This is a genomic window from Streptomyces sp. NPDC126503 (assembly GCF_040302405.1).
GTDB classification, from domain to species: domain Bacteria; phylum Actinomycetota; class Actinomycetes; order Streptomycetales; family Streptomycetaceae; genus Streptomyces; species Streptomyces gulbargensis.
Genome location: NZ_JBEORS010000018.1, coordinates 21,103 through 42,664, shown reverse-complemented (window position 1 = coordinate 42,664; position 21,562 = coordinate 21,103). Strand labels below are relative to the sequence as shown.

Genomic DNA, 21,562 nt, shown 5'->3' with positions numbered 1-21,562 from the left:
ATCCGAACGAAAGACCCTAGCCCAGCGTCAGCGCGACCAGCGTCACCGTCACGGCCGTCTCCTCCACCGCGCCGAAGACGTCGCCGGTGACCCCGCCGAAGCGCCGGACGCAGCGGCGCAGCAGCAGGGCCGCCGCGGCGAGGCCGGCGCCGGCCGCGAGGACGTCACGGACCGCGTCGTACGGGGAGAACAGCGCGCCGGTGAGGGCGCACAGCACCAGGACGGCGGCGGTGGCGGCGGTCGCGGAGCGGACCGGGACCGTGGCGGCGACGATCGCGCCGAGGCCCTCGGGCCGGGCGGCCGGGACGCCGTGGCGGGAGGCGTGGGTGAGGGCGAGCCGGGCGACGGTCGCGGCGAGGACCGCGCCGGCCGCGCCGTGCGCCCAGCCCTCCTGGTAGAGCGCGTACAGGGCGGCGACCTGGGCCAGCAGCACGAGCACCAGGGAGATGACGCCGAAGGGGCCGATGTCGGACTGCTTCATGATGCGCAGCGCGTCCTCGGCGGGCTTGGCGCTGCCGAGGCCGTCGGCGGTGTCCGCGAGGCCGTCCAGGTGGAGGCCTCGGGTCAGCAGGGCGGGGACGGCGGTGGTGACGACGGCCGCGAGGAGCGAGCCCGCGCCGAGCAGCAGGAGCAGACCGCCGGGCGCGGCGGAGGCGAGGCCGACGACCAGCCCCGCGAGGGGCGCGCAGAGCATGCCGGCCCGCGCCGCGTCCCGGTCCCAGCGGGTGATGCGGGCGGGGAGCACGGTGAGGGTGCCGAAGGCGAAGCGCAGGCCGTCCATCCGGGCAGGGTAATCGCCGCCCCCGGGGGGATAGATTGCCCGTACGGTGCATTCGGTGCGAATCGGAACGGGGTGGCATGGGTCACTGGTTCTCCCGCAACATCCTGGAGCCCGGGAAGCTTCCCCTGCTCCTCGCGCTGACCTCGTTCGTCCTGACCTTCCTGGTCACGCGGACGGTGACCCGGCTCATCCGGGCGGGCCGGGGCCCGTTCCGGAACGTCTCCTCCGGCGGCCTCCATATCCATCACGTCGTGCCCGGCGTGGTCCTCACCGTCCTCGGCGGCTTCGGCGCGGTCGCCAGTGGCCGGCACGGCGCCGGCGCCGCCGTCTTCGCCGTCGTCTTCGGGATCGGGGCGGGGCTCGTCCTGGACGAGTTCGCGCTCATCCTCCACCTGGACGACGTGTACTGGACGGACGCGGGCCGCAAGAGCGTCGAGGCGGTCGTCCTCACCGCCTCCCTGGCCCTGCTGGTCCTCGCCGGCTTCTCCCCGCTGGGCGTGGACGACATGACCGCCGAGGAGCGGCAGGACCGGGTGGGCTTCGTCCTCACCCTGGTCCTGAACTTCCTCCTCGTCCTGATCACCCTCGTCAAGGGGAAGGTCCGGATGGCGGTCCTCGGAATCCTGGTCCCCCTGGTCGCGATCGTCGGCGCCGTCCGCCTCGCCCGCCCCGGCTCCTGGTGGTCCCGCCACTTCTACCGCCGCCGCCACCGCGCCCGGGCCCGTTCCCGCGTCCGTACCTACCGGCACGACCGGCGCTGGACGAAGGTGCGGCGGCGGGTTCAGGACCTGATCGGCGGCTTCCAGGAACGCGTCCCGGGCCGGGGCCCCTCCTCCTGACCGCCCGTCCCTGACCGCCGGCGCCACGCCTCGACGGCCATGAGGACGAGGACGGCGGCGATGGCCGCGAGGTGCTCCTTGCCGGCCAGGTTCGGCTTGACGACCGCCTCGATCACCATCGCGAGCACCACGGCCGCCCCGGTCCAGAACGCCCCGTGGCGGTGGCAGACGTACACGGCGAGACCGACCACCGCGGCCGACGGCCCGGTGTCGACGACCAGCGCGTCCGAGGCGGGCAGGCCGAGCGGGGTGCCGGGACCGAGCGCGATGCCCAGGCGCGCGTACAGGGTGCCGCCGAGGGTCGCGAGCAGCGCGATGCCCAGCGTCCGCCGCCGCCCCAGACAGATCTCCGCGATCCCGAACACCAGCAGGATCTGCGCGAGCGCGCCCCATACGGGCAGGTCGAGCGCCGGTACGAAGAGGGAGAGCGGGGTCCGCAGCAGCGCGAGCCACCAGGGGTCCTCGGCGCGCACCGAGCCGATCTCCTGCACCGGCCGGTAGCCCCAGTCCTGGTTCTGCACCACCTGGAACAACGAGGTCAGGCAGACCGCCGTCAGGGTCAGCGGGACGGCCCGCCACCCCCGGGCGACGAGAGCGGCCCGTACCGTCCCGTACAGCGAACCCCACTCGCGCCGGGCGAACGCCCGGACCGCCGGGCTCAACGCCCGCCCTCCAGCTGACCGCCGCGCAGCCTCCCGCGCACGGCGCCCCACAGGCCGGGGGCTTCGAGGAAACCCTCGGCGCGGGCGGCGGCCAGGCCGATCCGCGGCAGGTCGGCACTCTTCTCGAACAGCATGAACCGTGGCTCCCAGATCGGCCGGTACTTGGCGTTGGCGCGGTACAGCGACTCGATCTGCCACCAGCGGGAGAAGAAGCCGAGCAGTGAACGCCACAGGCGCAGCACCGGCCCCGCCCCGAGCTTCGAGCCACGTTCGAAGACGGAGCGGAACATGGCGAAGTTCAGTGAGACCTGCGTGATCCCGATCTCGTCGGCGCGCCGCAGGAGTTCGATCACCATGAACTCCACGAGGCCGTTCTCCGCGTCCCGGTCGCGGCGCATCAGATCGAGCGACAGGCCCTTCGGCCCCCACGGCACGAAGGAGAGCAGCGCGCGCAGTTCACCGGCCGCGTCCGTGCACTCCAGCATCACGCAGCGGCCGTCGCCCGGGTCGCCGAGCCGCCCGAGCGCCATGGAGAAGCCGCGCTCCGTCGCCCCGTCCCGCCACTCGTCGGCCTTGCGCAGCAGCGCCGCCATCTCCCCGGCCGGGATGTCCTCGTGGCGGCGGATGCGGACCTCGTACCCGGCCCGCTTCACCCGGTTGTACGCCTGCCGGACCGTGCGCATGGCCCGCCCGTCCAGGGTGAACTCGTCCGTGTCGACGATCGCCTCGTCGCCCAGCTCCAGGGCGTCCAGGCCGTGCCGGGCGTAGACCGTCCCGGCCTCCTCGCTCGCGCCCATCACGGCCGGGATCCAGCCGTGCTCGCGCGCCTCGGCCAGCCACGGTTCGATCGCACCCGGCCAGGCCTCCGGGTCGCCGATCGGATCGCCCGAGGCGAGGGAGACCCCGCCGAGCACGCGGTAGGTGACGGCGGCCTTCCCGCTCGGCGACCAGACGACGCTCTTCTCCCGGCGCAGCGCGAAGTAGCCGAGCGAGTCGCGGTCCCCGTGCCGGTCCAGGAGGGCCCGCAGCCGCTCCTCGTCCCCGGGGGTCAGCGGGTCCACGGCCCGCCGCGAGCGGAAGGCGGCGAAGAGGACGGCGAAGAGCAGCAGCGTGGACAGGACGTTGATGGTGACGTCCACCCAGCCGGGTGTGGCGATGTCCGGGAAGCGGGAGTCGTCCGCGGCCAGGGTGACCAGCCGCATCAGCCCGTACCGCCAGCGTTCCGGGAAGGACGGGGAGCCGGGGGCGGTGTTGGTGAGGGTGACCAGGCCGGCGGCCAGGAGCGAGGTGACGAGCAGGCCGCCGGCCGCCACGCAGGCGGCCAGGACCGGGTTGGAGCGGTCGCCCTTCGCGTAGAACTCCCGGCGCCCCAGCAGCAGGGCGAGGACGAAGGCGGCGGTGAGGACCAGCGAGATCCAGTTCTGGGCGTGCCCCCGGACCTCGGGGAAGAGCATGACGAGCGCGAACAGCAGCAGGAAGAGGCCGCCGAGCACCAGGTTGAGGATCCACGCGGCACGCTTCCTGCGGCGCATGGTGACCGCCAGGAAGAGCGTGAACACCCCCGAGGCGAAGCCGGCGGTGAGCAGGTACGGGGTGAAGAAGTCGTCCTCGTTGTGCCGGCGCAGGTCCTGTCCGAACGAGACCCACACGGCGCTCAGGAAGTTGACGAACGTGACGGCGCGCAGGTACCAGACGGCGAACGCGGCGGCGCGCCGTGAACGGGTGGTGGTGCCCCGGGGTGTGGCTTCGGCGGACAAACGGACCTCTCCCATGAAAAGCGATCATATGGGGCATCGCTGGTCATGAAGCGGCTCCGGAAACGGCCCCGCGCGCGTCGCGGGCACGGCGCGTCCACGCCTGCCCGGCCACGTCACGTGGGCCGTCCCCGGAGCCGGTCGTTCCGCAGGACTTCCCCGTCAGGCGCCGGTGCCGTCGCCCGCCGCGTCCGGGGTGGTCGGGTCCGGACGCTCGGGCAGCTCCGCGGCGAACGCCGCCGCGGCCCGGACGAGGGGAAGCGCGAGCAGTGCCCCGGTTCCCTCACCCACATGGACGCCGTGGTCCAGCAGAGGGTTGAGCGCCATCCGGTCCAGCGCCTTCGCCTGCGCCGGCTCGCCGCTCACCTGGCCCGCCAGCCACCAGTCCGGCGCCCGGAACGCCGCCCGCTGCGCCACCAGCGCGCAGGCCGCGCCCACCACACCGTCCAGGATCACCGGCAGCCGGCGTACCGACGCCTGGAGCAGGAAGCCGGTCGTCGCCGCGAGGTCCGCGCCGCCGACCGCCGCGAGCAGCTCCAGCTGGTCGCCCAGGACCGGCCGGGCCCGCCGCAGCGCGTCCCGGACCGCCGCGCACTTGCGCATCCACGCCAGGTCGTCGATCCCGGCCCCGCCGCGCCCGGTCACCACCGAGGCGTCCGTGCCGCACAGGGCGGCGATCAGGGTGGACGCCGGGGTGGTGCCGCCCACGCTGAGATCGCCCAGGACCACCAGGTCGGTGCCCGAGTCCGCCTCCTCGTCCGCGATCGCCATGCCGAGGCGGACCGCCGCCTCCGCCTTCTCGGCCGTCAGCGCGTTCTCGAGGTCGATCCGGCCGCTGCCGCGCCGGACCCGGTGCCGGGTCACCTCCGCCGGCAGCAGCTCCGGATCGCAGTCCAGGCCCGCGTCCACCACCCGTACCGGCACGTCCATCGACCGGGCGAGCACGGCCACCGGGCTCGCGCCCTCCAGGACCGCCCGCACCAGCTCGTGCGCCGTACCGGCCGCCCGCCCCGACACCCCGAGCGCGGCCACCCCGTGGTCGCCCGCGAACAGCACCACCTTCGGGTGCTCGACGGGCCGGACCTTCACCGTGCCCTGCGCCGCCGACAGCCACTCGCCCAGCTCGTCCAGGCGCCCGAGGGCACCCGGCGGCACGACCAGCCGCTCACGGCGCTCCTCGGCGTCACGCCGTGTCCCGCCGTCGGCGCGCGAGATCAGATCGGAGAAGTCGTCCAGGTTCACGGTTCCGCCTTGTGACATCAGCGAGGGTCATCGTCCGTACGTGTGGGTCGACCGCACCCTACCCGCGCAGCACCAGCGGCTGCCCCGCGGCCACCCACACCACCTGCTCGCACTCGTCCGCGAAGGCCGCGTTCAGCCGCCCCAGCTCGTCCCGGAACCGGCGCCCCGCCGCCGTGCCCGGCACCACGCCCGAACCGACCTCGTTCGTCACGGCCACCACCGTGCGCCGGGTCGCCCGCACCGCCGCCACCAGCTCCGCCGTTCGCTCCCGCAGCGCCGCCTGCCCGCCGTCCGCCCACCGCTCGTCGTCCCACGCGCCCACCCGGTCCATGGCGTCCGTCAGCCACAGCGACAGACAGTCGACGAGCAGGGCCGGACCCTCCTCCGCGAGCAGCGGCACGAGGTCGCAGGTCTCGGCGGTGCGCCAGGAACCCGGCCGCCGCTCCCGGTGCAGGCTCACGCGCTCCGCCCACTCCGGATCGCCCTCCCGGGTGCCGCCGGTCGCCACGTACAGCACCTCCGGGAACGACTCCAGGCGCCGCTCGGCCTCCACCGACTTCCCCGACCGGGCGCCGCCGGTGACCAGCGTCCGCCGCGGCACCTCGGGCACCTCGTGGTACTCGCCCGCGTACAGCGTCGTACCGTCCGGCACCGCGCGCGCGCCCGCCGCCGCCAGCCGCCGGTCCAGCTCGGCCCCGGTCGGCGCGTCGTGGTCCAGGTGCGCCGCGATCACCACCGTCGCGGGACCCACGCCACCGGCCGCCCGCAGCCGCGCCAGCGCGTCCGGCCGCCCGGTGACATCGGCGATCACCACGTCGTACGGGCCCCGGTGGTCGTCGGCCAGACCCGCGGGCGCCCCGCCGGGCGGCAGGTAGAGCAGCCGCTCCCCGTCGGCCGAGGTCACCTCGTACCCCGTCCCGGGCGAGTCCATCGGCACCGCCCGCACCCGGTGCCCGCTGATCAGCGTCAGCTCCCGGCCGTCCGGTACGCGCCCCGCGGCCGGCAGCCCGGCCGGCACCTCCACCGCCGGCCCGTCGTGCGGATGGGACAGGAGGACCTGGCGCACCCCCACGAGCGAGTGCCCCGACCGGGCCGCCGCGAGGGCGGCGCCGGGGGTGAGGTCCAGGAGCAGGGCCCCGTCGACGAGCAGCGCGGTCGCGGCCCGCGCACGGGACCCTCGGGAGAGCGCGCACACGGCGCAGGGGCAGTCGGGGCGGGGCAGCCCCAGGGGGGCGCCGGTGCCGAGCAGAGTCAGTTCCACGCTCAGATCCTCCCGCGCCACCGCGAGGCGTGCGCGCCCGGCTACTCTGCGGGCAGGAAACCGATCATCCGGCGAGCACCAGGAGGCGGACATGGCATGGACGTGGCGGTTCGAGAAGTCCGACGGCACGGAGGTCCAGCCGGTGGTGACCCCTGAGGAGTTCACCACCCAGGGCGACGCCGAGAGCTGGATCGGGGAGCACTGGCGCGACCTCCTGGCGGGCGGCGCCGATCAGGTGACGCTCTCCGAGGACGGCACGAAGATCTACGGCCCGATGGCGCTGGACGCGGAGGGCTGAGCCGTCCGGTGGCCGGTACGGGGGCGGCGGCCCCGCTCCCGTACCGGCACCGCCACCTTCGCCGGCGGGGTCACATCTCGCCGAGCGTGACCTCCGCGCGGCGCGTCTCCGTCCCCCGCACGTACGTCACCGTCACCTTCTCGCCCGGTTCGCGGGAGGCCAGGGCCTCCGCGAGGGAGGTGATGGTGGTGATCTCGTCGTCGCCGATCCGGGTGATGACGTCGCCGGGGCGCAGACCCGCCGCGCCCGCCGCGCCGTTCGCGGGCGCCTCGACGACGGCCACGCCCGCCGGGTCGTAGTCGTCGCTGAGGACCGTCCGTCCGGTGATGTTCAGGGCCGCCCGGCCCGAGTCGGTCACCCTGCCGTCGCGGATGATCTGGTCCGCGATCGTCCGCACCATGGAAGCCGGGATCGCGAAGCCGATGCCGGGCGCCGAACCCCCGCCCAGTTCGGGGGCGGTGGCCGCCAGCGTCGGGATGCCGATGACCTCGCTGTCCAGGTTCACCAGGGCGCCCCCGCTGTTGCCGGGGTTGATCGCGGCCGAGGTCTGCACCATGTTCCCGATGGTCGCGCCCGTGCCGCCGCCCGTGCGGCCCTCGCTGACCGTCCGGCCGGTCGCCGAGACGATGCCCTGCGTGACACTGCCCGACAGGCCGAGCGGCGACCCCATGGCGAGCACGATCTGCCCCATGTCCACCTTCGCGGAGTCGCCGAACCGGGCGGCCTTGAGCCCCTTCGGCACGCTGTCCAGCTTGAGGACCGCGAGATCCTGCTCGGGGTACGAGGAGACGAGCCGTGCCGTCACCGGCTGGCCGCCGGTCGCCGCCGTCACCTTGAAGCTCCGCTCCCGGCCCACCACGTGCGCGTTGGTGACGATGTGCCCCCTGGTGTCGTAGACCACCCCGGAGCCGAGACCGTTCGTCGCGTCGATCTGGACGACCGACGGCAGCACGTCCCGGATCACCTGCCGGTAGTCGTCCTCCAGGTCACGGGCGGCGACCGGCGCCGCCGCCTGCGTGGAGCGCTCGGGGGCGGCCGTCCCGCCGCCGGCGGGGGAGCAGCCGCCGAGCAGCGCGATGGCGCACAGCCCGGCGGCGAGCGGGGGCGGAAGGCGTCGGGCACGGGATACGTCCATGTCCGGAGTATCCGATTCCGCCCCGTGGGCGGCCCGGTGGACGCATCCGATCAGGTGTGGGCGCGGAAGGCGGGGGTACGGGTACGGGCCGGGAGCCCGGCCGTCGCCGTCGGCGCGGTGGTCAGCCGCGGACCCCGCACAGATGCAGCAGTCCGGCGACCCGCCGGTACGGATCCGATCTTCCGGCCCGGTCCTCGGCGGCCAGCAGCCGGTCCAGCTCGTCCGCCGCCGGAAGGCCCCGCTCGGGCGGGATGCCGTCGGTGAAGACCCGCACCCCGTACCAGGCGTGCAGCGGCGCCGCGATCCCGGCGAGCGTCGCCGCCAGCGCCTCCAGCCGGTCCGCCCGCACCTTCACCCCGTCGTCGTTCGTGTAGACGTCCGACTCGAAACCGGCGAGCGCGCCCGGCCAGTCCCCGGCCAGCCCCGGCCGCATGGCCAGGGCGTCCGCGTTCCGCACGACCAGGGAGAGCAGGCCCCCGGGCGCCAGCATCCGGGCGAGCCCGGCGAGCAGCGCGTCCGGCTCGTCGGCGTACATGAGCACCCCGTGGCACAGGACCACGTCGAAGCTGCCCGGCATGAAGTGGACGCCGGTCTCGCGTCCGTCCCCCTCGATCAGCCGGACCCGCTCGCGGATCCCGGCCGGCTCGGTCGCCAGCGACTCACGCGCCGCCTTCAGCAGATCCGGATCGGCCTCCAGGCCGGTCACCGTGTGCCCGGCCCGGGCGAGCCGCAGCGCCTGCGTCCCCGGGCCCATGCCGGCGTCGAGGATCCGCAGCCGCTGCCCCACCGGGTAGCGGGCGGCTATCTGCTCGTCGACCTGGCGGGCGACCAGCTCCTGCCGGACAGTGTCGCGCAGCCCGCCGTGGCCGGACGGCCAGTGCCCGGCGGGCAGCACGGGGCCGCCCCCCTCGGGCGCGCCCCCGTCCGGGGTGACGTGCTCCGGGGCCGACCGGTCGGCGCTCAGGGCCGCTCTCCGCGCTTGACCTGCGGCTTCGGAAGTCGCAGGCGGCGCATCTGGAGCGTACGCATCAGGCCGTAGGCCACGGCGCCGCGCTTCGGCTCGTTCGGGAAGCGCTCGTTGAGCTGCTTCCGCAGCCGGATGGAGATGCCGATCGAGTCGATGACGATCAGGATGATCACACCGAGCCAGAGCAGCAGCGAGATGTTCTGGAGCGACCGGTTGGCGTTGCCGAACAGCGACAGCACCAGGATCACGACCGCCATCGGCAGGAAGAACTCGGCGATCGCGAAGCGCGAGTCGACGAAGTCGCGCACGAATCGGCGGACCGGTCCCTTGTCACGGACCGGCAGGTAACGCTCGTCGCCGCTCGCCAGCGCCTCGCGCTGACGGGCCAGATCGGCCCGGCGCGCCTCGCGCTGACGCTTGGCGGCCTCCTTGCGGTCGAGCGGCGTGGACTGCGCGCGGCGGCGCTGCGACTGGGCCTCACTCCGCTTCGGGGTCGGGCGGCCCTTGGGGGCCTGGGGGTCGCGGGGCTGCTGGGGGGAAAGGTCCGCCGTCACCTTCTCGGTGGGGGCCTTCTCGTCCTTCGAACGGCTACGGAACACAAAACCCAAGGGTACGGGGTGGCGGGCATGGACCCCAGCCCGGGCGGGAACGATCGGCTAACGGAGTGCGTCCTCCCTCCCACGGGGGAGGGTACGGACGCGGGTCCACCCCGAGATCCGTCTACTCCCTGGGCCGGAGGGGAGGAGCCGCGCAGTCGTCCTTGGGGAGGAGCGCATCCGGCTCCGAACAGTGCGGTAATGGAGACAGGGCCCGTACTGTGGATCCTGTCGATAGAGCTGGTGCCGAGTCCGTCAGAAGGGGGCGCGCGAAGCCCATGAGCGGTGTCATGAAGCGTATGGGGATGATCTTCCGCGCGAAGGCGAACAAGGCCCTTGACCGGGCCGAGGACCCGCGCGAGACGCTCGACTACTCCTACCAGAAGCAGCTGGAGCTGCTGCAGAAGGTGCGCCGGGGCGTCGCCGACGTCGCGACCTCCCGCAAGCGGCTCGAACTCCAGCTGAACCAGCTGCAGAACCAGTCCGCCAAGCTGGAGGACCAGGGCCGCAAGGCGCTGGCGCTCGGCCGCGAGGACCTTGCCCGTGAGGCGCTGTCCCGCAGGGCCGCGCTCCAGCAGCAGGTCAGCGACCTTCAGGTGCAGCACCAGACGCTGCAGGGGGAGGAGGAGAAGCTCACCCTCGCCTCCCAGCGGCTCCAGGCCAAGGTCGACGCCTTCCGCACCCGGAAGGAGACCATCAAGGCCACCTACACCGCCGCCCAGGCGCAGACCCGGATCGCGGAGTCCTTCTCCGGCATCTCGGAGGAGATGAGCGACGTCGGCCTCGCGATCCAGCGTGCCGAGGACAAGACGGCGCAGCTCCAGGCGCGCGCCGGCGCGATCGACGAGCTCCTCGCCTCGGGCGCGCTCGACGACCAGTCGGGCCTGGCCAAGGACGACATCCAGGCCGAGCTGGACCGGCTCTCCGGCGGCACGGACGTCGAGCTGGAGCTCCAGCGCATGAAGGCCGAGCTGGCCGGCGGTTCCTCCGCGCAGCAGCAGGCGATCGAGGGCGGCGCGGCCGGTACGCAGCAGGTCCCGCAGTCCCAGTCCCACCCGCGTTTCGACAAGCAGTAGGCCCCAGGCCCGCCGAGGGGCAGGCATCCGCACCGGCGGCGACCGGCCGCTTTGCGACCCGAAGGACGCGACATGATCGTACGGATCATGGGGGAGGGCCAGTGGAAGCTGGCCGACAGCAACTTCGCCGAGCTGAACGCGCTCGACGACGAGCTGCTCGCAGAGATGGAGTCGGGGGACGAGGACGGCTTCCGCCGCACCCTGGGCGCCCTGCTCGACGGGGTCCGCAAGGTCGGGGTGCCGCTGCCCGACGACTCCCTGGAGCCGTCGGAGCTGATCCTTCCGGCGGCGGGCGCGAGCCTGGACGAGGTCCGCGAGATGCTCACGGACGACGGCTTCTTCCCGGGCTGACGGACCGGTACGGGGGATGCCTTCGGGCGCCGGACGGTGTCGGGGATGCCGTCGGGTGACGGCCCGCTTCCCGGCGACAGGGCGCGTACGGCCGGGGGCCCCGCCACCGACACGGTGGCGGGGCCCCCGGCCGTTCCCCGTACCGTTTCCCGATGTGACCCTCGCCGATCCCGCACTCGGCCCGGCCCCCGACGACCGGACCGCCCCCGGCCCGGAGCCGGAGGGCGCGTCCCGCGCGGACGGGCCCGACGCCCCTCAGGCCGCCGACCGGACGTCCGCGAGCCCGGCCGGGGACGGTCCGGCGTCCGGCGGCGCGACCGCCGCCGGCTCCGCCGCCCCGACCCCGGCGGCACCTCCGCCGTCCGCGTCGCCGGGGGCTCCCGGCTCCACGCCCGGGCCCGCTCCCGTACGCCCCCGGCAGGCTCCCGCACCCACCGGGCCCGCGCGCCGAGGCCGCCCCTCCGCCGGAGGGAGGTCCACCGCTCCGGCCCCCGTCCCCCCGGCCCCGGCGGCGTCCCCTCCGGCCGTGCCGCCGCAAGCTCCCGCCGGCGGGCCCGCCCGCCCGCCGCAGGCGCCCGCCGCCCGGCTGCGCGCGTGGTTCGCGGCGCATCCGCTCGCCTTCGACGCCGTCCTCGCGCTCGGTGTCCTCGTCTGCATGGTCGCCGCCTCCTTCACCGACCCGCACGGCAGTCCCACCGGCCCCACCTTCGGCGAGCGCGCCCCCACCGGCCGGGGCGTGCTCGTCATGGGGGCCGGCGCCGCCGCGCTGGTGCTGCGCCGCCGCAGGCCCTTCGCCGTGCTCGCGTTCACCGTGGCGAGCAGCCTCGTGGAGCTCGCCGCCGACACCCGGCCCGCCCCCGTCACCATGAGCGCCGTCATGGCGCTCTACACCGTCGCCTCGCGCACCGACCGGCCCACCACCTGGCGCTTCGGCCTGGCCACCATGACCGTGCTCACCGCCGCCGCCATGGCCTTCGGCCCGACCCCCTGGTACGCGCAGGAGAACCTCGGCGTGTTCGCGTGGACCGGCATGGCCGCCGCGGCGGGGGACGCCGTCCGCAGCCGCCGCGCGTTCGTGCACGCCATCCGGGAGCGCGCCGAGCGGGCCGAACGCACCCGCGAGGAGGAGGCCCGCCGCCGGGTCGCGGAGGAGCGGCTGCGGATCGCCCGCGACCTCCACGACGTCGTCGCCCACCACATCGCCCTGGTGAACGTCCAGGCCGGCGTCGCCGCCCACGTCATGGACCGGCGCCCCGACCAGGCCAAAGAGGCGCTCGCCCACGTCCGGGAGGCCAGCCGCTCCGCCCTGGACGAGCTGCGCGCCACCGTCGGCCTGCTGCGGCAGTCCGGCGACCCGGCGGCCCCCACCGAGCCCGCGCCCGGCCTCGCCGACCTCGACGGGCTGCTGGACGGCTTCCGCAAGGCCGGCCTCCCGGTCACCCTGGCCCGCGCGGGCGGCGAGGTCCCGCTGCCCGCGACCGTCGACCTGGCCGCGTACCGGATCGTCCAGGAGGCCCTCACCAACGTGCGCAAGCACGCGGGGCCCGACGCCCGCGCGGAGGTGAGCGTGGTCCGGGTGGGCCGTACCGTCGAGATCACCGTCCTGGACGACGGCGCCCCGCCCGCCGGAGGACCCGCGGGGGGCGGCGGCGGGCACGGCCTCCTCGGCATGCGCGAGCGGGTCACCGCCCTCGGCGGCACCCTCACCGCCGCACCCCGCTACGGCGGCGGCTTCCGGGTGCAGGCGATACTGCCGGTGACGTCCCGCACGGGGGAGGACACATGACGATCCGGGTACTCCTCGCCGACGACCAGGCCCTGCTGCGCAGCGCCTTCAAGGTCCTGGTGAACTCCGAGCCCGACATGGAGGTGGTCGGCGAGGCCGCCGACGGCGCCGAGGCCCTCACCCTCGCCCGCGCCGAGCGGCCCGACGTCGTCCTCATGGACATCCGGATGCCGGGCACCGACGGCCTCGCCGCCACCCGGGCGATCACCGCCGACCCCGGCCTGGCGGACGTGCGGATCGTCATGCTGACCACCTTCGAGGTCGACGAGTACGTGGTGGAGTCGCTGCGCGCCGGAGCCTCCGGCTTCCTCGGCAAGGGCGCCGAACCGGAGGAACTGCTCGGTGCCATCCGGGTCGCCCACGCCGGCGAGGCCCTGCTCTCCCCGGCCGCCACCAAGGGCCTCATCGCCACCTTCCTCGCACAGGGCGCGGCCACGGCCGCCGACCCCTCCGGCGGCCCGGGCCGCTCCGAGCGGCTCGGCGCCCTCACCGCCCGCGAACGCGAGGTGCTCGTCCTGGTCGCGGGCGGACTGTCCAACGACGAGATCGCCGAGCGCCTCGACGTCAGCCCGCTCACCGTGAAGACCCATGTGAACCGGACCATGGCCAAGATCGGCGCCCGCGACCGCGCCCAGCTGGTGGTCACCGCCTACGAGTCCGGTCTGGTCCGTCCCCGGGTCGAGCCGGGCCGGGACTGAGGGTCGCACCGGGGCCGGGCGGTCATTCGGGCGGAGGCCCGCGTACTCCAGGCGCGGTATGCGCGGACCGGCGAAGTGGACCCGGCGGGCGAGGAATTCGCGGCGCGGATCACCGAAGGTGGAGCCGGGGGGTACCGAGGTCGTGCCCGCCCGCCGACGAGTACGCCACGGAAGTGAGTCCCCATGTCCTGGCTGTCCAGATTCAGCCTCGCGCAACGGGCCCTGATCGGTCTGATGTCCCTCGTCGCGATCGTGTTCGGCGCGATCGCGATACCGCAGCTGAAACAGCAGCTCCTGCCCTCGATCGAGCTCCCCGTGGTCTCGGTCCTCGCCCCCTACCAGGGCGCTTCCCCTGAGGTGGTGGAGAAGCAGGTCGTCGAGCCGCTGGAGAACGGGCTGAAGGCCGTCGACGGCCTGAAGTCGGTCACCTCCACCGCCTCCGAGGGCAGCGCCGTCGTGATGGCCTCCTTCGACTACGGGGACGAGTCCACGAAGCAGCTCGTCGCCGACGTCCAGCAGGCCGTCAACCGCGCCCGGGCCCAGCTGCCCGACGGCGTGGACCCGCAGGTCGTGGCCGGCTCCACCGACGACATCCCGACCGTCGTCCTCGCCGCGACCTCCGGCAAGGACCAGCAGGCGCTGGCCGACCAGCTCGAGCGGACCGTGGTCCCCGCCCTGCAGGACATCGAGGGCGTCGGCCAGGTCACCGTCGACGGCGTCCAGGACCTCCAGGTCTCCGTCACCCCGGACGAGCGCCGGCTCGCCGCGGCCGGCCTCAGCACCATGAAGCTGGCCGAGGCCCTCCGCGCCGGCGGTGGCACCGTCCCGGCCGGCTCCTTCGCCGAGGACGGCATGAGCCGCACCGTCCAGGTCGGTGGCGGCTACACCTCCCTGCGCCAGATCGAGGACCTGCGCATCCCGCCGGCCGTGCCCGGCAAGGGCCGGGCGGTCCGGCTCGGTGACGTGGCCACCGTGACGCAGGAGGAGGCGCGGCGCGTCTCCCTGACCCGTACCAACGGCAGGCCCAGCCTCGCCGTCATGGCCACCATGGACAAGGACGGCAGCGCCGTCGCCATCTCCGAGGCCGTCGCCGAGCAGCTGCCCGACCTGCGCCGCGCGCTGGGCCCGGGCGCCGAGCTGACCGTGGTCTCCGACCAGGGCCCGGCCGTCGCCAAGTCGGTCTCCGGCCTGACCACCGAGGGCGCGCTCGGCCTCGTCATGGCCGTCCTGGTGATCCTGGTCTTCCTCACCTCGGTCCGCTCGACCCTGGTGACCGCCGTCTCCATCCCGCTCTCGGTCGTGCTCGCGCTGCTGGTGCTGTGGAGCCGGGACCTCTCGCTCAACATGCTGACCCTCGGCGCGCTCACCATCGCCATCGGCCGGGTCGTCGACGACTCGATCGTGGTCCTGGAGAACATCAAGCGGCACCTCGGGTACGGCGAGGAGCGCAGGGCCGCGATCCTCACCGCCGTGCGCGAGGTGGCGGGCGCGGTCACCTCCTCCACCCTCACCACCGTCGCCGTCTTCCTGCCGATCGCGTTCGTCGGCGGCATGGTCGGTGAGCTGTTCGGTTCCTTCTCGCTGACGGTCACCGCCGCCCTGCTCGCCTCGCTGCTGGTCTCCCTGACGGTGATCCCGGTCCTCTCGTACTGGTTCCTGCGGGCCCCCAAGGGCACCGCGAAGGACCCGGAGGAAGCCCGCAGGCGGGCCGAGGAGAAGGAGGCGAAGGGGCGGCTCCAGCGCCTGTACGTACGGGTGCTGCGGTTCGCGACCCGCCGCCGTCTCACCAGCGTGGCCATCGCCCTGGTCGTCCTGGTGGGCACCTTCGGCATGACGCCGCTCCTCAAGACGAACTTCTTCGACCCGGGCGAGCAGGAGGTCCTCACCGTCCGCCAGGAACTGCCGCCCGGCACCTCCCTCGCCTCCGCCGACGCGGCCGCGCGGAAGGTCGAGCAGGTCCTCGCCCGCACCGAGGGGGTCAGGGACTACCAGGTCACCGTCGGCTCCTCGGGCCTGATGGCCGCCTTCGGCGGCGGCACCGGCGCGAACCAGGCCTCGTACCGGGTCGCCCTGGAGGACTCCGCCTCGTACGAGGCGACGCGGGACGCCCTCGACACGGCGCTCGGCGCCCTCGACGGCATCGGTGACACCACCATCTCGGCGGGCGACGGCTTCGGCAGCCAGGACATCGGCGTCACGGTGAAGGCCGGTGACCCGGAGGTCCTGAAGCAGGCCGCCGAGCAGGTGCGGGCCGCCGTCGCCGGTCTGAAGGACGTCACCGACGTGCAGAGCGACCTGGCGCAGTCCGTCCCGCGGATCTCCGTACGGGCGAACCAGCGGGCGGCCGACGCCGGCTTCGACAACGCCTCCCTCGGTATGGCCGTGGCCCAGGCCGTCCGCGGCACCCCGGCCGCCAAGGCGGTCCTCGGCGACACCGAGCGGGACGTCGTGCTCACCGCGGCGCAGCCGGCCACCACCCTCGCCGAGCTGCGGGCCCTGCCGCTCGGCCCGGTGCGGCTCGGTGACGTCGCCACCGTGGAGCTGGTCCCCGGCCCGGTCTCCATGACCCGGATCGACGGCGCCCGCGCGGCGACCGTGACCGCCAAGCCGACCGGCGACAACACCGGTGCCGTCAGCGCCGCGCTGCAGACGAAGCTGAAGGAACTGGACCTGCCCGAGGGCGCCACCGCCACCATCGGCGGGGTGACCGAGGACCAGTCGGACGCCTTCGCCAACCTGTTCCTGGCGATGCTCGCGGCCGTCGCGCTGGTCTTCATGCTCCTGGTCGCGACCTTCCGGTCGCTGATCCAGCCGCTGATCCTGCTGGTGTCCATCCCGTTCGCGGCCACCGGCGCCCTCGGCCTGCTGGTGCTCACCGGCACCGCGATGGGCGTCCCGGCGATGATCGGCATGCTGATGCTCATCGGCATCGTCGTGACGAACGCGATCGTCCTGATCGACCTGGTCAACCAGTACCGGGCCCAGGGCCTCGGCGTCGTCGAAGCGGTGGTCGAGGGCGGCCGGCACCGGCTGCGGCCGATCCTGATGACCGCCCTGGCGACGATCTTCGCCCTGCTGCCGATGGCCCTCGGCATCACCGGCGAGGGCGGTTTCATCGCCAAGCCGCTGGCGGTCGTGGTGATCGGCGGCCTGATCTCCTCGACGCTGCTGACCCTGCTGCTCGTGCCGACGCTCTACGCGATGGTGGAGCTCCGCAAGGAGCGCCGCGCCAGGAAGAAGGCGGCGAAGAGGGGGGCGAAGGTGACCCTGAAGAAGGGCGCAGGGAAGCGGAAGGAGGGCGACCGGACGGACGACCCGGAGCAGCCGGACGTCACCCCGGTGGACGCGACCCTGCTGGACCTCCTGGACTGAGTTCGCGCGCCGGTACGCGAAGAGGGGCGCCCCGCGGTCTCGCGGGGCGCCCCTCGGCGTCGTACGGGGTGGAGAACCGTTACGGCAGCGCCAGCATCCGCTCCAGGGCGAGCTTGGCGAAGCTCTCGGTCTCCTTGTCGACCTGGATCTGGTTGACCAGCTTGCCCTCGGCCAGCGACTCCAGGGCCCACACCAGGTGCGGCAGGTCGATCCGGTTCATGGTCGAGCAGAAGCAGACCGTCTTGTCGAGGAAGACGATCTCCTTGCCCTGGTCGGCGTAACGGTTCGCCAGGCGGCGGACCAGGTTCAGCTCGGTGCCGATCGCCCACTTCGAGCCGGCCGGGGCCGCCTCCAGGGTGTTGATGATGTACTCCGTCGAGCCGACGTAGTCCGCGGCGGCGACGACCTCGTGCTTGCACTCGGGGTGGACCAGGACGTTGACGCCCGGGATGCGCTCGCGCACGTCGTTGACCGAGTCCAGCGAGAAGCGGCCGTGCACCGAGCAGTGCCCGCGCCACAGGATCATCTTGGCGGCGCGCAGCTCCTCGGCGGTCAGTCCGCCGTTCGGCTTGTGCGGGTTGTAGACCACGCAGTCGTCCAGCGACGTGCCCATGTCGCGGACGGCGGTGTTGCGGCCCAGGTGCTGGTCCGGCAGGAACAGGACCTTCTCGCCCTGCTCGAAGGCCCACTTCAGGGCCCGCTCGGCGTTGGACGAGGTGCAGATCGTGCCCCCGTGCTTGCCGGTGAAGGCCTTGATGTCGGCCGAGGAGTTCATGTACGAGACGGGCACGACCTGCTCGGCGATGCCCGCCTCGGTCAGCACGTCCCAGCACTCGGCGACCTGCTCGGCGGTGGCCATGTCGGCCATCGAGCAGCCGGCCGCCAGGTCCGGCAGGACGACCTTCTGGTCGTCGCCGGTCAGGATGTCCGCCGACTCGGCCATGAAGTGCACGCCGCAGAAGACGATGTACTCGGCCTCCGGCTTCGCGGCGGCGTCACGGGCGAGCTTGAAGGAGTCACCGGTGACGTCCGCGAACTGGATGACCTCGTCGCGCTGGTAGTGGTGGCCGAGCACGAAGACCTTGTCCCCGAGCTTCTCCTTGGCCGCGCGGGCGCGCTCCACCAGGTCCGGGTCGGAGGGCGACGGCAGGTCGCCCGGGCACTCCACGCCGCGCTCGCTCTTGGGGTCGGCCTCACGGCCGAGCAGCAGCAGGGCGAGCGGCGTCGGCTGGACGTCCAGGGGGGTCTGGGCGGTGGTCACGTCACGCACCCTTTCTAGGGGGAACCTTTTCGTCTAAATGACGTTATCTATCATAACCGGTTCACGTCAGATTGACGATGTCCATAGTGTCGATGTGACGCATTCGCCTTTCCGCTCCTCTGGACAGGGTGTGCGAGCATGAAAGGAGAAAGACCCCGCTCGCCCCGGAATGAATCCGGGACACCGCCGGTTGCAACCGTCGGCAAGCAGTCTCCGTACAACCCGGGAGAGAAGCAGATGTCCGTATCGGACGAGAAGACCACTGTCAGCGACGGCATCCTCCTGTCCGACGCCGCCGCGGCAAAGGTCAAGGCCCTGCTCGACCAGGAAGGCCGCGACGACCTGGCCCTGCGCGTCGCCGTTCAGCCCGGCGGCTGCTCCGGCCTGCGTTACCAGCTGTTCTTCGACGAGCGCTCGCTCGACGGGGACGTCGTCAAGGACTTCGGTGGCGTCAAGGTCGTCACCGACCGCATGAGCGCCCCGTACCTGGGCGGTGCGTCGATCGACTTCGTCGACACCATCGAGAAGCAGGGCTTCACGATCGACAACCCGAACGCCACGGGCTCCTGCGCCTGCGGCGACTCGTTCAGCTAAGCGCGCGTACGTGAGGGCGGCGGCCCGGGACCTCCCGGGCTGCCGCCCTCACGCATGCTCCGCCGCCCTCAGCGACGCGGCACGGCCTGCCCGCTCTCCGCGTCCACCACGGCCCGGCCGCCCAGCGGCGCGTCCAGGGTCACCGTCAGGCTGATCTCCTTGGCGACCATGACGCACATCCGGTCCGGGTCGATCGGCTTCTCGGAGATCCGCACCGCGACCTTCCCGCCGGTCTCCTCGGCGGCCGCCGTGTAGGTGCTGCACACCCCGCCCCAGAAGGAGACGGTCAGCTTCCGGCCGCCGGCGTCCGTCCGGTACGACTCCACCTTCCGCACCGGCGCCGTGCCCTCCTCCGGCGCGCCCGTCGCGGGCGGCTCCGCCCCCTCCGGCACCACGGCCGACCGGGTCACCGTGTACGGCGCGGCGTCCGCCGGGTCCGCCGTGAACAGCCAGGTCGGCACCAGCAGCCGCTCGCCCGCCTCGTCCTGCGCCGCGAGGCCGAGCACCGCACCCGTCACCGGCACCTCCCGGGGCGCGACGGGCTCCGACGGCGGACACGGTACGGCCGGTTCGGCCCGCCCGTCGCCCTCCACGGCCGGCGGGTCGGTCGCGCAGCCCCCGATGCCGATCGGACCGGTCCCCTTCGACGCCTCGTTCAGCTGCGCCAGGGCCTTCTCCGCCGGCACCACCGGCCGCGTCTCGCCCCGCACCGGTTCCTTGAGCATCCCGCTGCCCGCGACCGGCCGTCCGTCCGGCCCGATGTGCAGCCCCGTCGACCAGCCGTACGTCGGCAGCCCGCCCACGACCGGATCGGCGTTCACCACCCGGACCGAGCCGTCCATCACCTGCGTCGCCCGCACCTTGGCGCCGTCCTGCCCGAGCGCCTTCAGGACCGGGGCCGCCGCGGCCTTCGCCGCCGCCTCGCTCACCGGCGTACCGCGGCCGATCGGGGACTGCCCCTCGCCCGGCGGCGGGCAGGCCGGGCCCTTGAGGCAGGCGTCGCCCACCGGGCCGCCGCGCTGCCAGGAGTACGTCCAGCTCCCGGGGGCCGCCCGGGTCACGTCCAGGCGCGGCCCCGTGGCGTCCTTCTCCGGCCGGACCGTCCAGACCTTCCCCTCCAGGACGGGGGTGCCGGGCACGCCGAGTGCCGCGGCCAGCCTGGTCACCTCCGCCGAGGTGACCAGGCCCTCGGGCCGGTGGACCGCGGCCGAGGAGGGCCCCTGGGGGAGTGGGCCCTTGGCTGTGTAGACGGTGCCCGCGGGGCCGCCGCCCGGGTCGGGCTCACCCGGGGCGATCCCGGACGCGCCGTCCGGACTCCCCGGGGTGCCGCCGCCCGCCGTCCCCGGCGCCGGGGACGCGGCGGGACGGGAGTCCTCACCGGAGGCGGAGCCCGCCAGGTACACGCCACCGCCACCGGCGAGCAGCACACCCGCCGCCACCGAGGCGGTGAGCAGCGTCCGCCGCCTCCGCCCGTTCTCCGTATCGCTCACCGCAACGCTCCCTCGTGTCGATCGGACACCGGTGGGACGGAGCGGACGCGCCGGCGGTTCCGTCAGTCGCCGTACTCGGCGGTGGCGCCGATCAGCCGCGCCGAGGCCGCCGGAACGTCCACGCCGTGGATGAGGGCGGGGGAGACCGGCGCCGGCGCGGGGTCGGCGGGGGTCACCCAGTGCGGGGCCATCCGGGCGCCGGCTCCGCGCAGCTCGGCGAGGCTCAGCTCGGACTCGTGACGCTCACGGGAAGCGGGGTACGTCGTCATGGCCGCACCGTATGCACCACCCGTGCCCGGAGAAAAGCCCTACTCTGGGGTAGTTTCCACTGTTCGGCAGGACCGTTCCCACCCGGTAGCGTGAACTGTCATTACCGCCTTCCCGCAGGAGCACCCCGCCGTGCGTATCGCAGTCACCGGCTCCATCGCCACCGACCACCTCATGACCTTCCCCGGCCGGTTCGCCGACCAGCTCGTGGCCGACCAGCTCCACACGGTGTCGCTCTCCTTCCTCGTCGACAACCTCGACGTCCGCCGCGGCGGCGTCGGACCGAACATCTGCTTCGGCATGGGCCAGCTCGGCGGCCGCCCCATCCTCGTGGGCGCCGCCGGCTACGACTTCGACGAGTACCGCGCCTGGCTCGACCGGCACGGCGTCGACACCGACTCGGTGCGCATCTCCGAGGTCCTGCACACCGCCCGCTTCGTCTGCACCACCGACAAGGACCACAACCAGATCGGCTCCTTCTACACGGGAGCGATGAGCGAGGCCCGCCTCATCGAGCTCAAGGCCGTCGCCGACCGCGTCGGCGGCCTCGACCTGGTCCTCATCGGCGCCGACGACCCCGAGGCGATGCTCCGCCACACCGAGGAGTGCCGCGCCCGCGCGATCCCCTTCGCCGCCGACTTCTCGCAGCAGATCGCGCGGATGAACGGCGACGAGATCCGCACCCTCCTCGACGGCGCCACCTACCTCTTCTCCAACGAGTACGAGAAGGGCCTCATCGAGTCGAAGACCGGCTGGACCGACGAGGAGATCCTCTCCCGCGTCGGCCACCGCGTGACCACCCTCGGCTCCCGCGGCGTCCGCATCGAGCGCGTCGGCGAGACCCCCGTCGAGGTCGGCTGCCCGGAGGAGAAGGCCAAGGTCGACCCCACCGGTGTCGGCGACGCCTTCCGCGCCGGCTTCCTCACCGGCCTGTCCTGGGGCGTCGGCCTGGAGCGCGCCGCGCAGGTCGGCTGCATGCTCGCCACCCTGGTGATCGAGACCCTCGGCACCCAGGAGTACACCCTGCAGCGCGCCCACTTCATGGAGCGCTTCACCAAGGCGTACGGCGACGAGGCCGCCACCGAGGTCCGCGCCCACCTCGCGGTCTGAGAACCCCCGTCCGTGGGGGCCC

Annotated in this window: 20 protein-coding genes; 9 read left to right on the top strand and 11 right to left on the bottom strand. The window is 73.8% G+C overall.

Features of this window, described 5'->3' with window-relative positions; translation table 11 throughout:
* Positions 1–16: 16 nt before the first annotated feature.
* Positions 17–781 carry an adenosylcobinamide-GDP ribazoletransferase gene (cobS, locus tag ABTY40_RS22415; RefSeq protein WP_352061150.1) on the bottom strand — a complete coding sequence of 255 codons (765 nt, stop codon included), beginning with the start codon at positions 779–781 and terminating at the stop codon, positions 17–19.
* A gap of 77 nt (positions 782–858) precedes the next feature.
* Between cobS and ABTY40_RS22410 the strand changes: the two genes are divergently transcribed.
* Positions 859–1,620 carry a hypothetical protein gene (locus tag ABTY40_RS22410; protein ID WP_352061149.1) on the top strand — a complete coding sequence of 254 codons (762 nt, stop codon included), beginning with the start codon at positions 859–861 and terminating at the stop codon, positions 1,618–1,620.
* On the opposite strand, the gene ABTY40_RS22405 is transcribed toward ABTY40_RS22410, so the two are convergent.
* From ABTY40_RS22405 to ABTY40_RS22390, 4 genes are all read right to left on the bottom strand, one after another.
* Positions 1,563–2,282: a hypothetical protein gene (locus ABTY40_RS22405; protein ID WP_352061148.1), complete on the bottom strand. Its 720-nt coding sequence runs from the start codon at positions 2,280–2,282 to the stop codon at positions 1,563–1,565. The genes ABTY40_RS22410 and ABTY40_RS22405 overlap by 58 nt on opposite strands.
* A complete protein-coding gene (locus ABTY40_RS22400; RefSeq protein ID WP_352061147.1) occupies positions 2,279–4,054 on the bottom strand; it encodes a phosphatidylglycerol lysyltransferase domain-containing protein in 1,776 nt (591 codons plus the stop codon). Before ABTY40_RS22400 ends, ABTY40_RS22405 begins: the two co-directional genes overlap by 4 nt.
* A gap of 144 nt (positions 4,055–4,198) precedes the next feature.
* A complete protein-coding gene (gene cobT, locus ABTY40_RS22395) occupies positions 4,199–5,278 on the bottom strand; it encodes a nicotinate-nucleotide--dimethylbenzimidazole phosphoribosyltransferase (protein WP_352061146.1) in 1,080 nt (359 codons plus the stop codon).
* A gap of 58 nt (positions 5,279–5,336) precedes the next feature.
* Positions 5,337–6,539, bottom strand: a complete 1,203-nt coding sequence (locus ABTY40_RS22390; RefSeq protein ID WP_352061145.1) for a bifunctional adenosylcobinamide kinase/adenosylcobinamide-phosphate guanylyltransferase — start codon at positions 6,537–6,539, stop codon at positions 5,337–5,339.
* Between the two features lie 91 nt (positions 6,540–6,630).
* Between ABTY40_RS22390 and ABTY40_RS22385 the strand changes: the two genes are divergently transcribed.
* Entirely contained in the window at positions 6,631–6,837 is a 207-nt protein-coding gene (locus tag ABTY40_RS22385; protein ID WP_352061144.1) for a hypothetical protein, read from the top strand.
* A gap of 70 nt (positions 6,838–6,907) precedes the next feature.
* Here the strand turns inward: ABTY40_RS22385 and ABTY40_RS22380 are convergent, their stop codons facing one another.
* From ABTY40_RS22380 to ABTY40_RS22370, 3 genes are all read right to left on the bottom strand, one after another.
* Positions 6,908–7,972 (bottom strand): S1C family serine protease, encoded by a 1,065-nt coding sequence (locus ABTY40_RS22380; RefSeq protein WP_352061143.1) that lies wholly within the window; start codon positions 7,970–7,972, stop codon positions 6,908–6,910.
* A gap of 121 nt (positions 7,973–8,093) precedes the next feature.
* Complete coding sequence (locus ABTY40_RS22375) at positions 8,094–8,867, bottom strand: methyltransferase domain-containing protein (protein ID WP_352061142.1); 774 nt, start codon at positions 8,865–8,867, stop codon at positions 8,094–8,096.
* 65 nt (positions 8,868–8,932) lie between these two features.
* Entirely contained in the window at positions 8,933–9,538 is a 606-nt protein-coding gene (locus tag ABTY40_RS22370; RefSeq protein WP_345285777.1) for a DUF3043 domain-containing protein, read from the bottom strand.
* Positions 9,539–9,813: 275 nt separating this feature from the next.
* Between ABTY40_RS22370 and ABTY40_RS22365 the strand changes: the two genes are divergently transcribed.
* The 5 genes from ABTY40_RS22365 (at position 9,814) to ABTY40_RS22345 (ending at position 16,818) form a co-directional block, all read left to right on the top strand.
* Positions 9,814–10,611, top strand: a complete 798-nt coding sequence (locus tag ABTY40_RS22365; RefSeq protein ID WP_352061141.1) for a PspA/IM30 family protein — start codon at positions 9,814–9,816, stop codon at positions 10,609–10,611.
* A gap of 72 nt (positions 10,612–10,683) precedes the next feature.
* The gene (gene pspAA, locus ABTY40_RS22360; protein WP_352061140.1) at positions 10,684–10,962 is read left to right on the top strand and encodes a PspA-associated protein PspAA; all 279 of its coding nucleotides are present in this window, start codon (positions 10,684–10,686) and stop codon (positions 10,960–10,962) included.
* 586 nt (positions 10,963–11,548) lie between these two features.
* A complete protein-coding gene (locus ABTY40_RS22355; RefSeq protein ID WP_502990641.1) occupies positions 11,549–12,748 on the top strand; it encodes a sensor histidine kinase in 1,200 nt (399 codons plus the stop codon).
* Complete coding sequence (locus ABTY40_RS22350; protein ID WP_352061138.1) at positions 12,745–13,446, top strand: response regulator; 702 nt, start codon at positions 12,745–12,747, stop codon at positions 13,444–13,446. The genes ABTY40_RS22355 and ABTY40_RS22350 overlap by 4 nt, the downstream gene beginning before the upstream one ends.
* Positions 13,447–13,629: 183 nt before the next feature.
* Complete coding sequence (locus ABTY40_RS22345) at positions 13,630–16,818, top strand: efflux RND transporter permease subunit (RefSeq protein WP_352061137.1); 3,189 nt, start codon at positions 13,630–13,632, stop codon at positions 16,816–16,818.
* A gap of 79 nt (positions 16,819–16,897) precedes the next feature.
* Here ABTY40_RS22345 and nadA read toward each other — a convergent pair whose 3' ends face one another.
* Positions 16,898–18,088 (bottom strand): quinolinate synthase NadA, encoded by a 1,191-nt coding sequence (nadA, locus tag ABTY40_RS22340; protein WP_352061136.1) that lies wholly within the window; start codon positions 18,086–18,088, stop codon positions 16,898–16,900.
* 228 nt (positions 18,089–18,316) lie between these two features.
* On the opposite strand from nadA, the gene ABTY40_RS22335 reads away from it, so the two are divergent.
* On the top strand, positions 18,317–18,673 hold the full coding sequence (locus tag ABTY40_RS22335) for an iron-sulfur cluster assembly accessory protein (RefSeq protein ID WP_019885637.1): 357 nt from the start codon (positions 18,317–18,319) through the stop codon (positions 18,671–18,673).
* A 68-nt stretch (positions 18,674–18,741) separates the two neighbouring features.
* On the opposite strand, the gene ABTY40_RS22330 is transcribed toward ABTY40_RS22335, so the two are convergent.
* Together ABTY40_RS22330 and ABTY40_RS22325 are read right to left on the bottom strand one after the other, a co-directional pair.
* Positions 18,742–20,163 carry a hypothetical protein gene (locus ABTY40_RS22330; protein ID WP_352061135.1) on the bottom strand — a complete coding sequence of 474 codons (1,422 nt, stop codon included), beginning with the start codon at positions 20,161–20,163 and terminating at the stop codon, positions 18,742–18,744.
* A 62-nt stretch (positions 20,164–20,225) separates the two neighbouring features.
* Positions 20,226–20,432, bottom strand: coding sequence for a hypothetical protein (locus tag ABTY40_RS22325; protein ID WP_345281234.1), 207 nt, complete (start codon positions 20,430–20,432; stop codon positions 20,226–20,228).
* Positions 20,433–20,562: 130 nt separating this feature from the next.
* Here ABTY40_RS22325 and ABTY40_RS22320 point away from each other — a divergent pair, with 130 nt between their 5' ends.
* Positions 20,563–21,540, top strand: a complete 978-nt coding sequence (locus ABTY40_RS22320) for a carbohydrate kinase family protein (RefSeq protein WP_352061134.1) — start codon at positions 20,563–20,565, stop codon at positions 21,538–21,540.
* Positions 21,541–21,562 lie beyond the last annotated feature (22 nt).

Excerpts from the sequence above, each read along its gene's own strand:
- ABTY40_RS22350 (WP_352061138.1), top strand. The coding sequence starts at position 12,745 with ATGACGATCCGGGTACTCCTCGCCGACGACCAGGCCCTGCTGCGCAGC.
- ABTY40_RS22385 (WP_352061144.1), top strand. The coding sequence starts at position 6,631 with ATGGCATGGACGTGGCGGTTCGAGAAGTCCGACGGCACGGAGGTCCAG.
- ABTY40_RS22400 (WP_352061147.1), bottom strand. The coding sequence starts at position 4,054 with ATGGGAGAGGTCCGTTTGTCCGCCGAAGCCACACCCCGGGGCACCACC.
- ABTY40_RS22365 (WP_352061141.1), top strand. The coding sequence starts at position 9,814 with ATGAGCGGTGTCATGAAGCGTATGGGGATGATCTTCCGCGCGAAGGCG.
- ABTY40_RS22380 (WP_352061143.1), bottom strand. The coding sequence starts at position 7,972 with ATGGACGTATCCCGTGCCCGACGCCTTCCGCCCCCGCTCGCCGCCGGG.
- ABTY40_RS22410 (WP_352061149.1), top strand. The coding sequence starts at position 859 with ATGGGTCACTGGTTCTCCCGCAACATCCTGGAGCCCGGGAAGCTTCCC.
- ABTY40_RS22325 (WP_345281234.1), bottom strand. The coding sequence starts at position 20,432 with ATGACGACGTACCCCGCTTCCCGTGAGCGTCACGAGTCCGAGCTGAGC.
- pspAA (WP_352061140.1), top strand. The coding sequence starts at position 10,684 with ATGATCGTACGGATCATGGGGGAGGGCCAGTGGAAGCTGGCCGACAGC.
- ABTY40_RS22335 (WP_019885637.1), top strand. The coding sequence starts at position 18,317 with ATGTCCGTATCGGACGAGAAGACCACTGTCAGCGACGGCATCCTCCTG.
- ABTY40_RS22345 (WP_352061137.1), top strand. The coding sequence starts at position 13,630 with ATGTCCTGGCTGTCCAGATTCAGCCTCGCGCAACGGGCCCTGATCGGT.
- cobS (WP_352061150.1), bottom strand. The coding sequence starts at position 781 with ATGGACGGCCTGCGCTTCGCCTTCGGCACCCTCACCGTGCTCCCCGCC.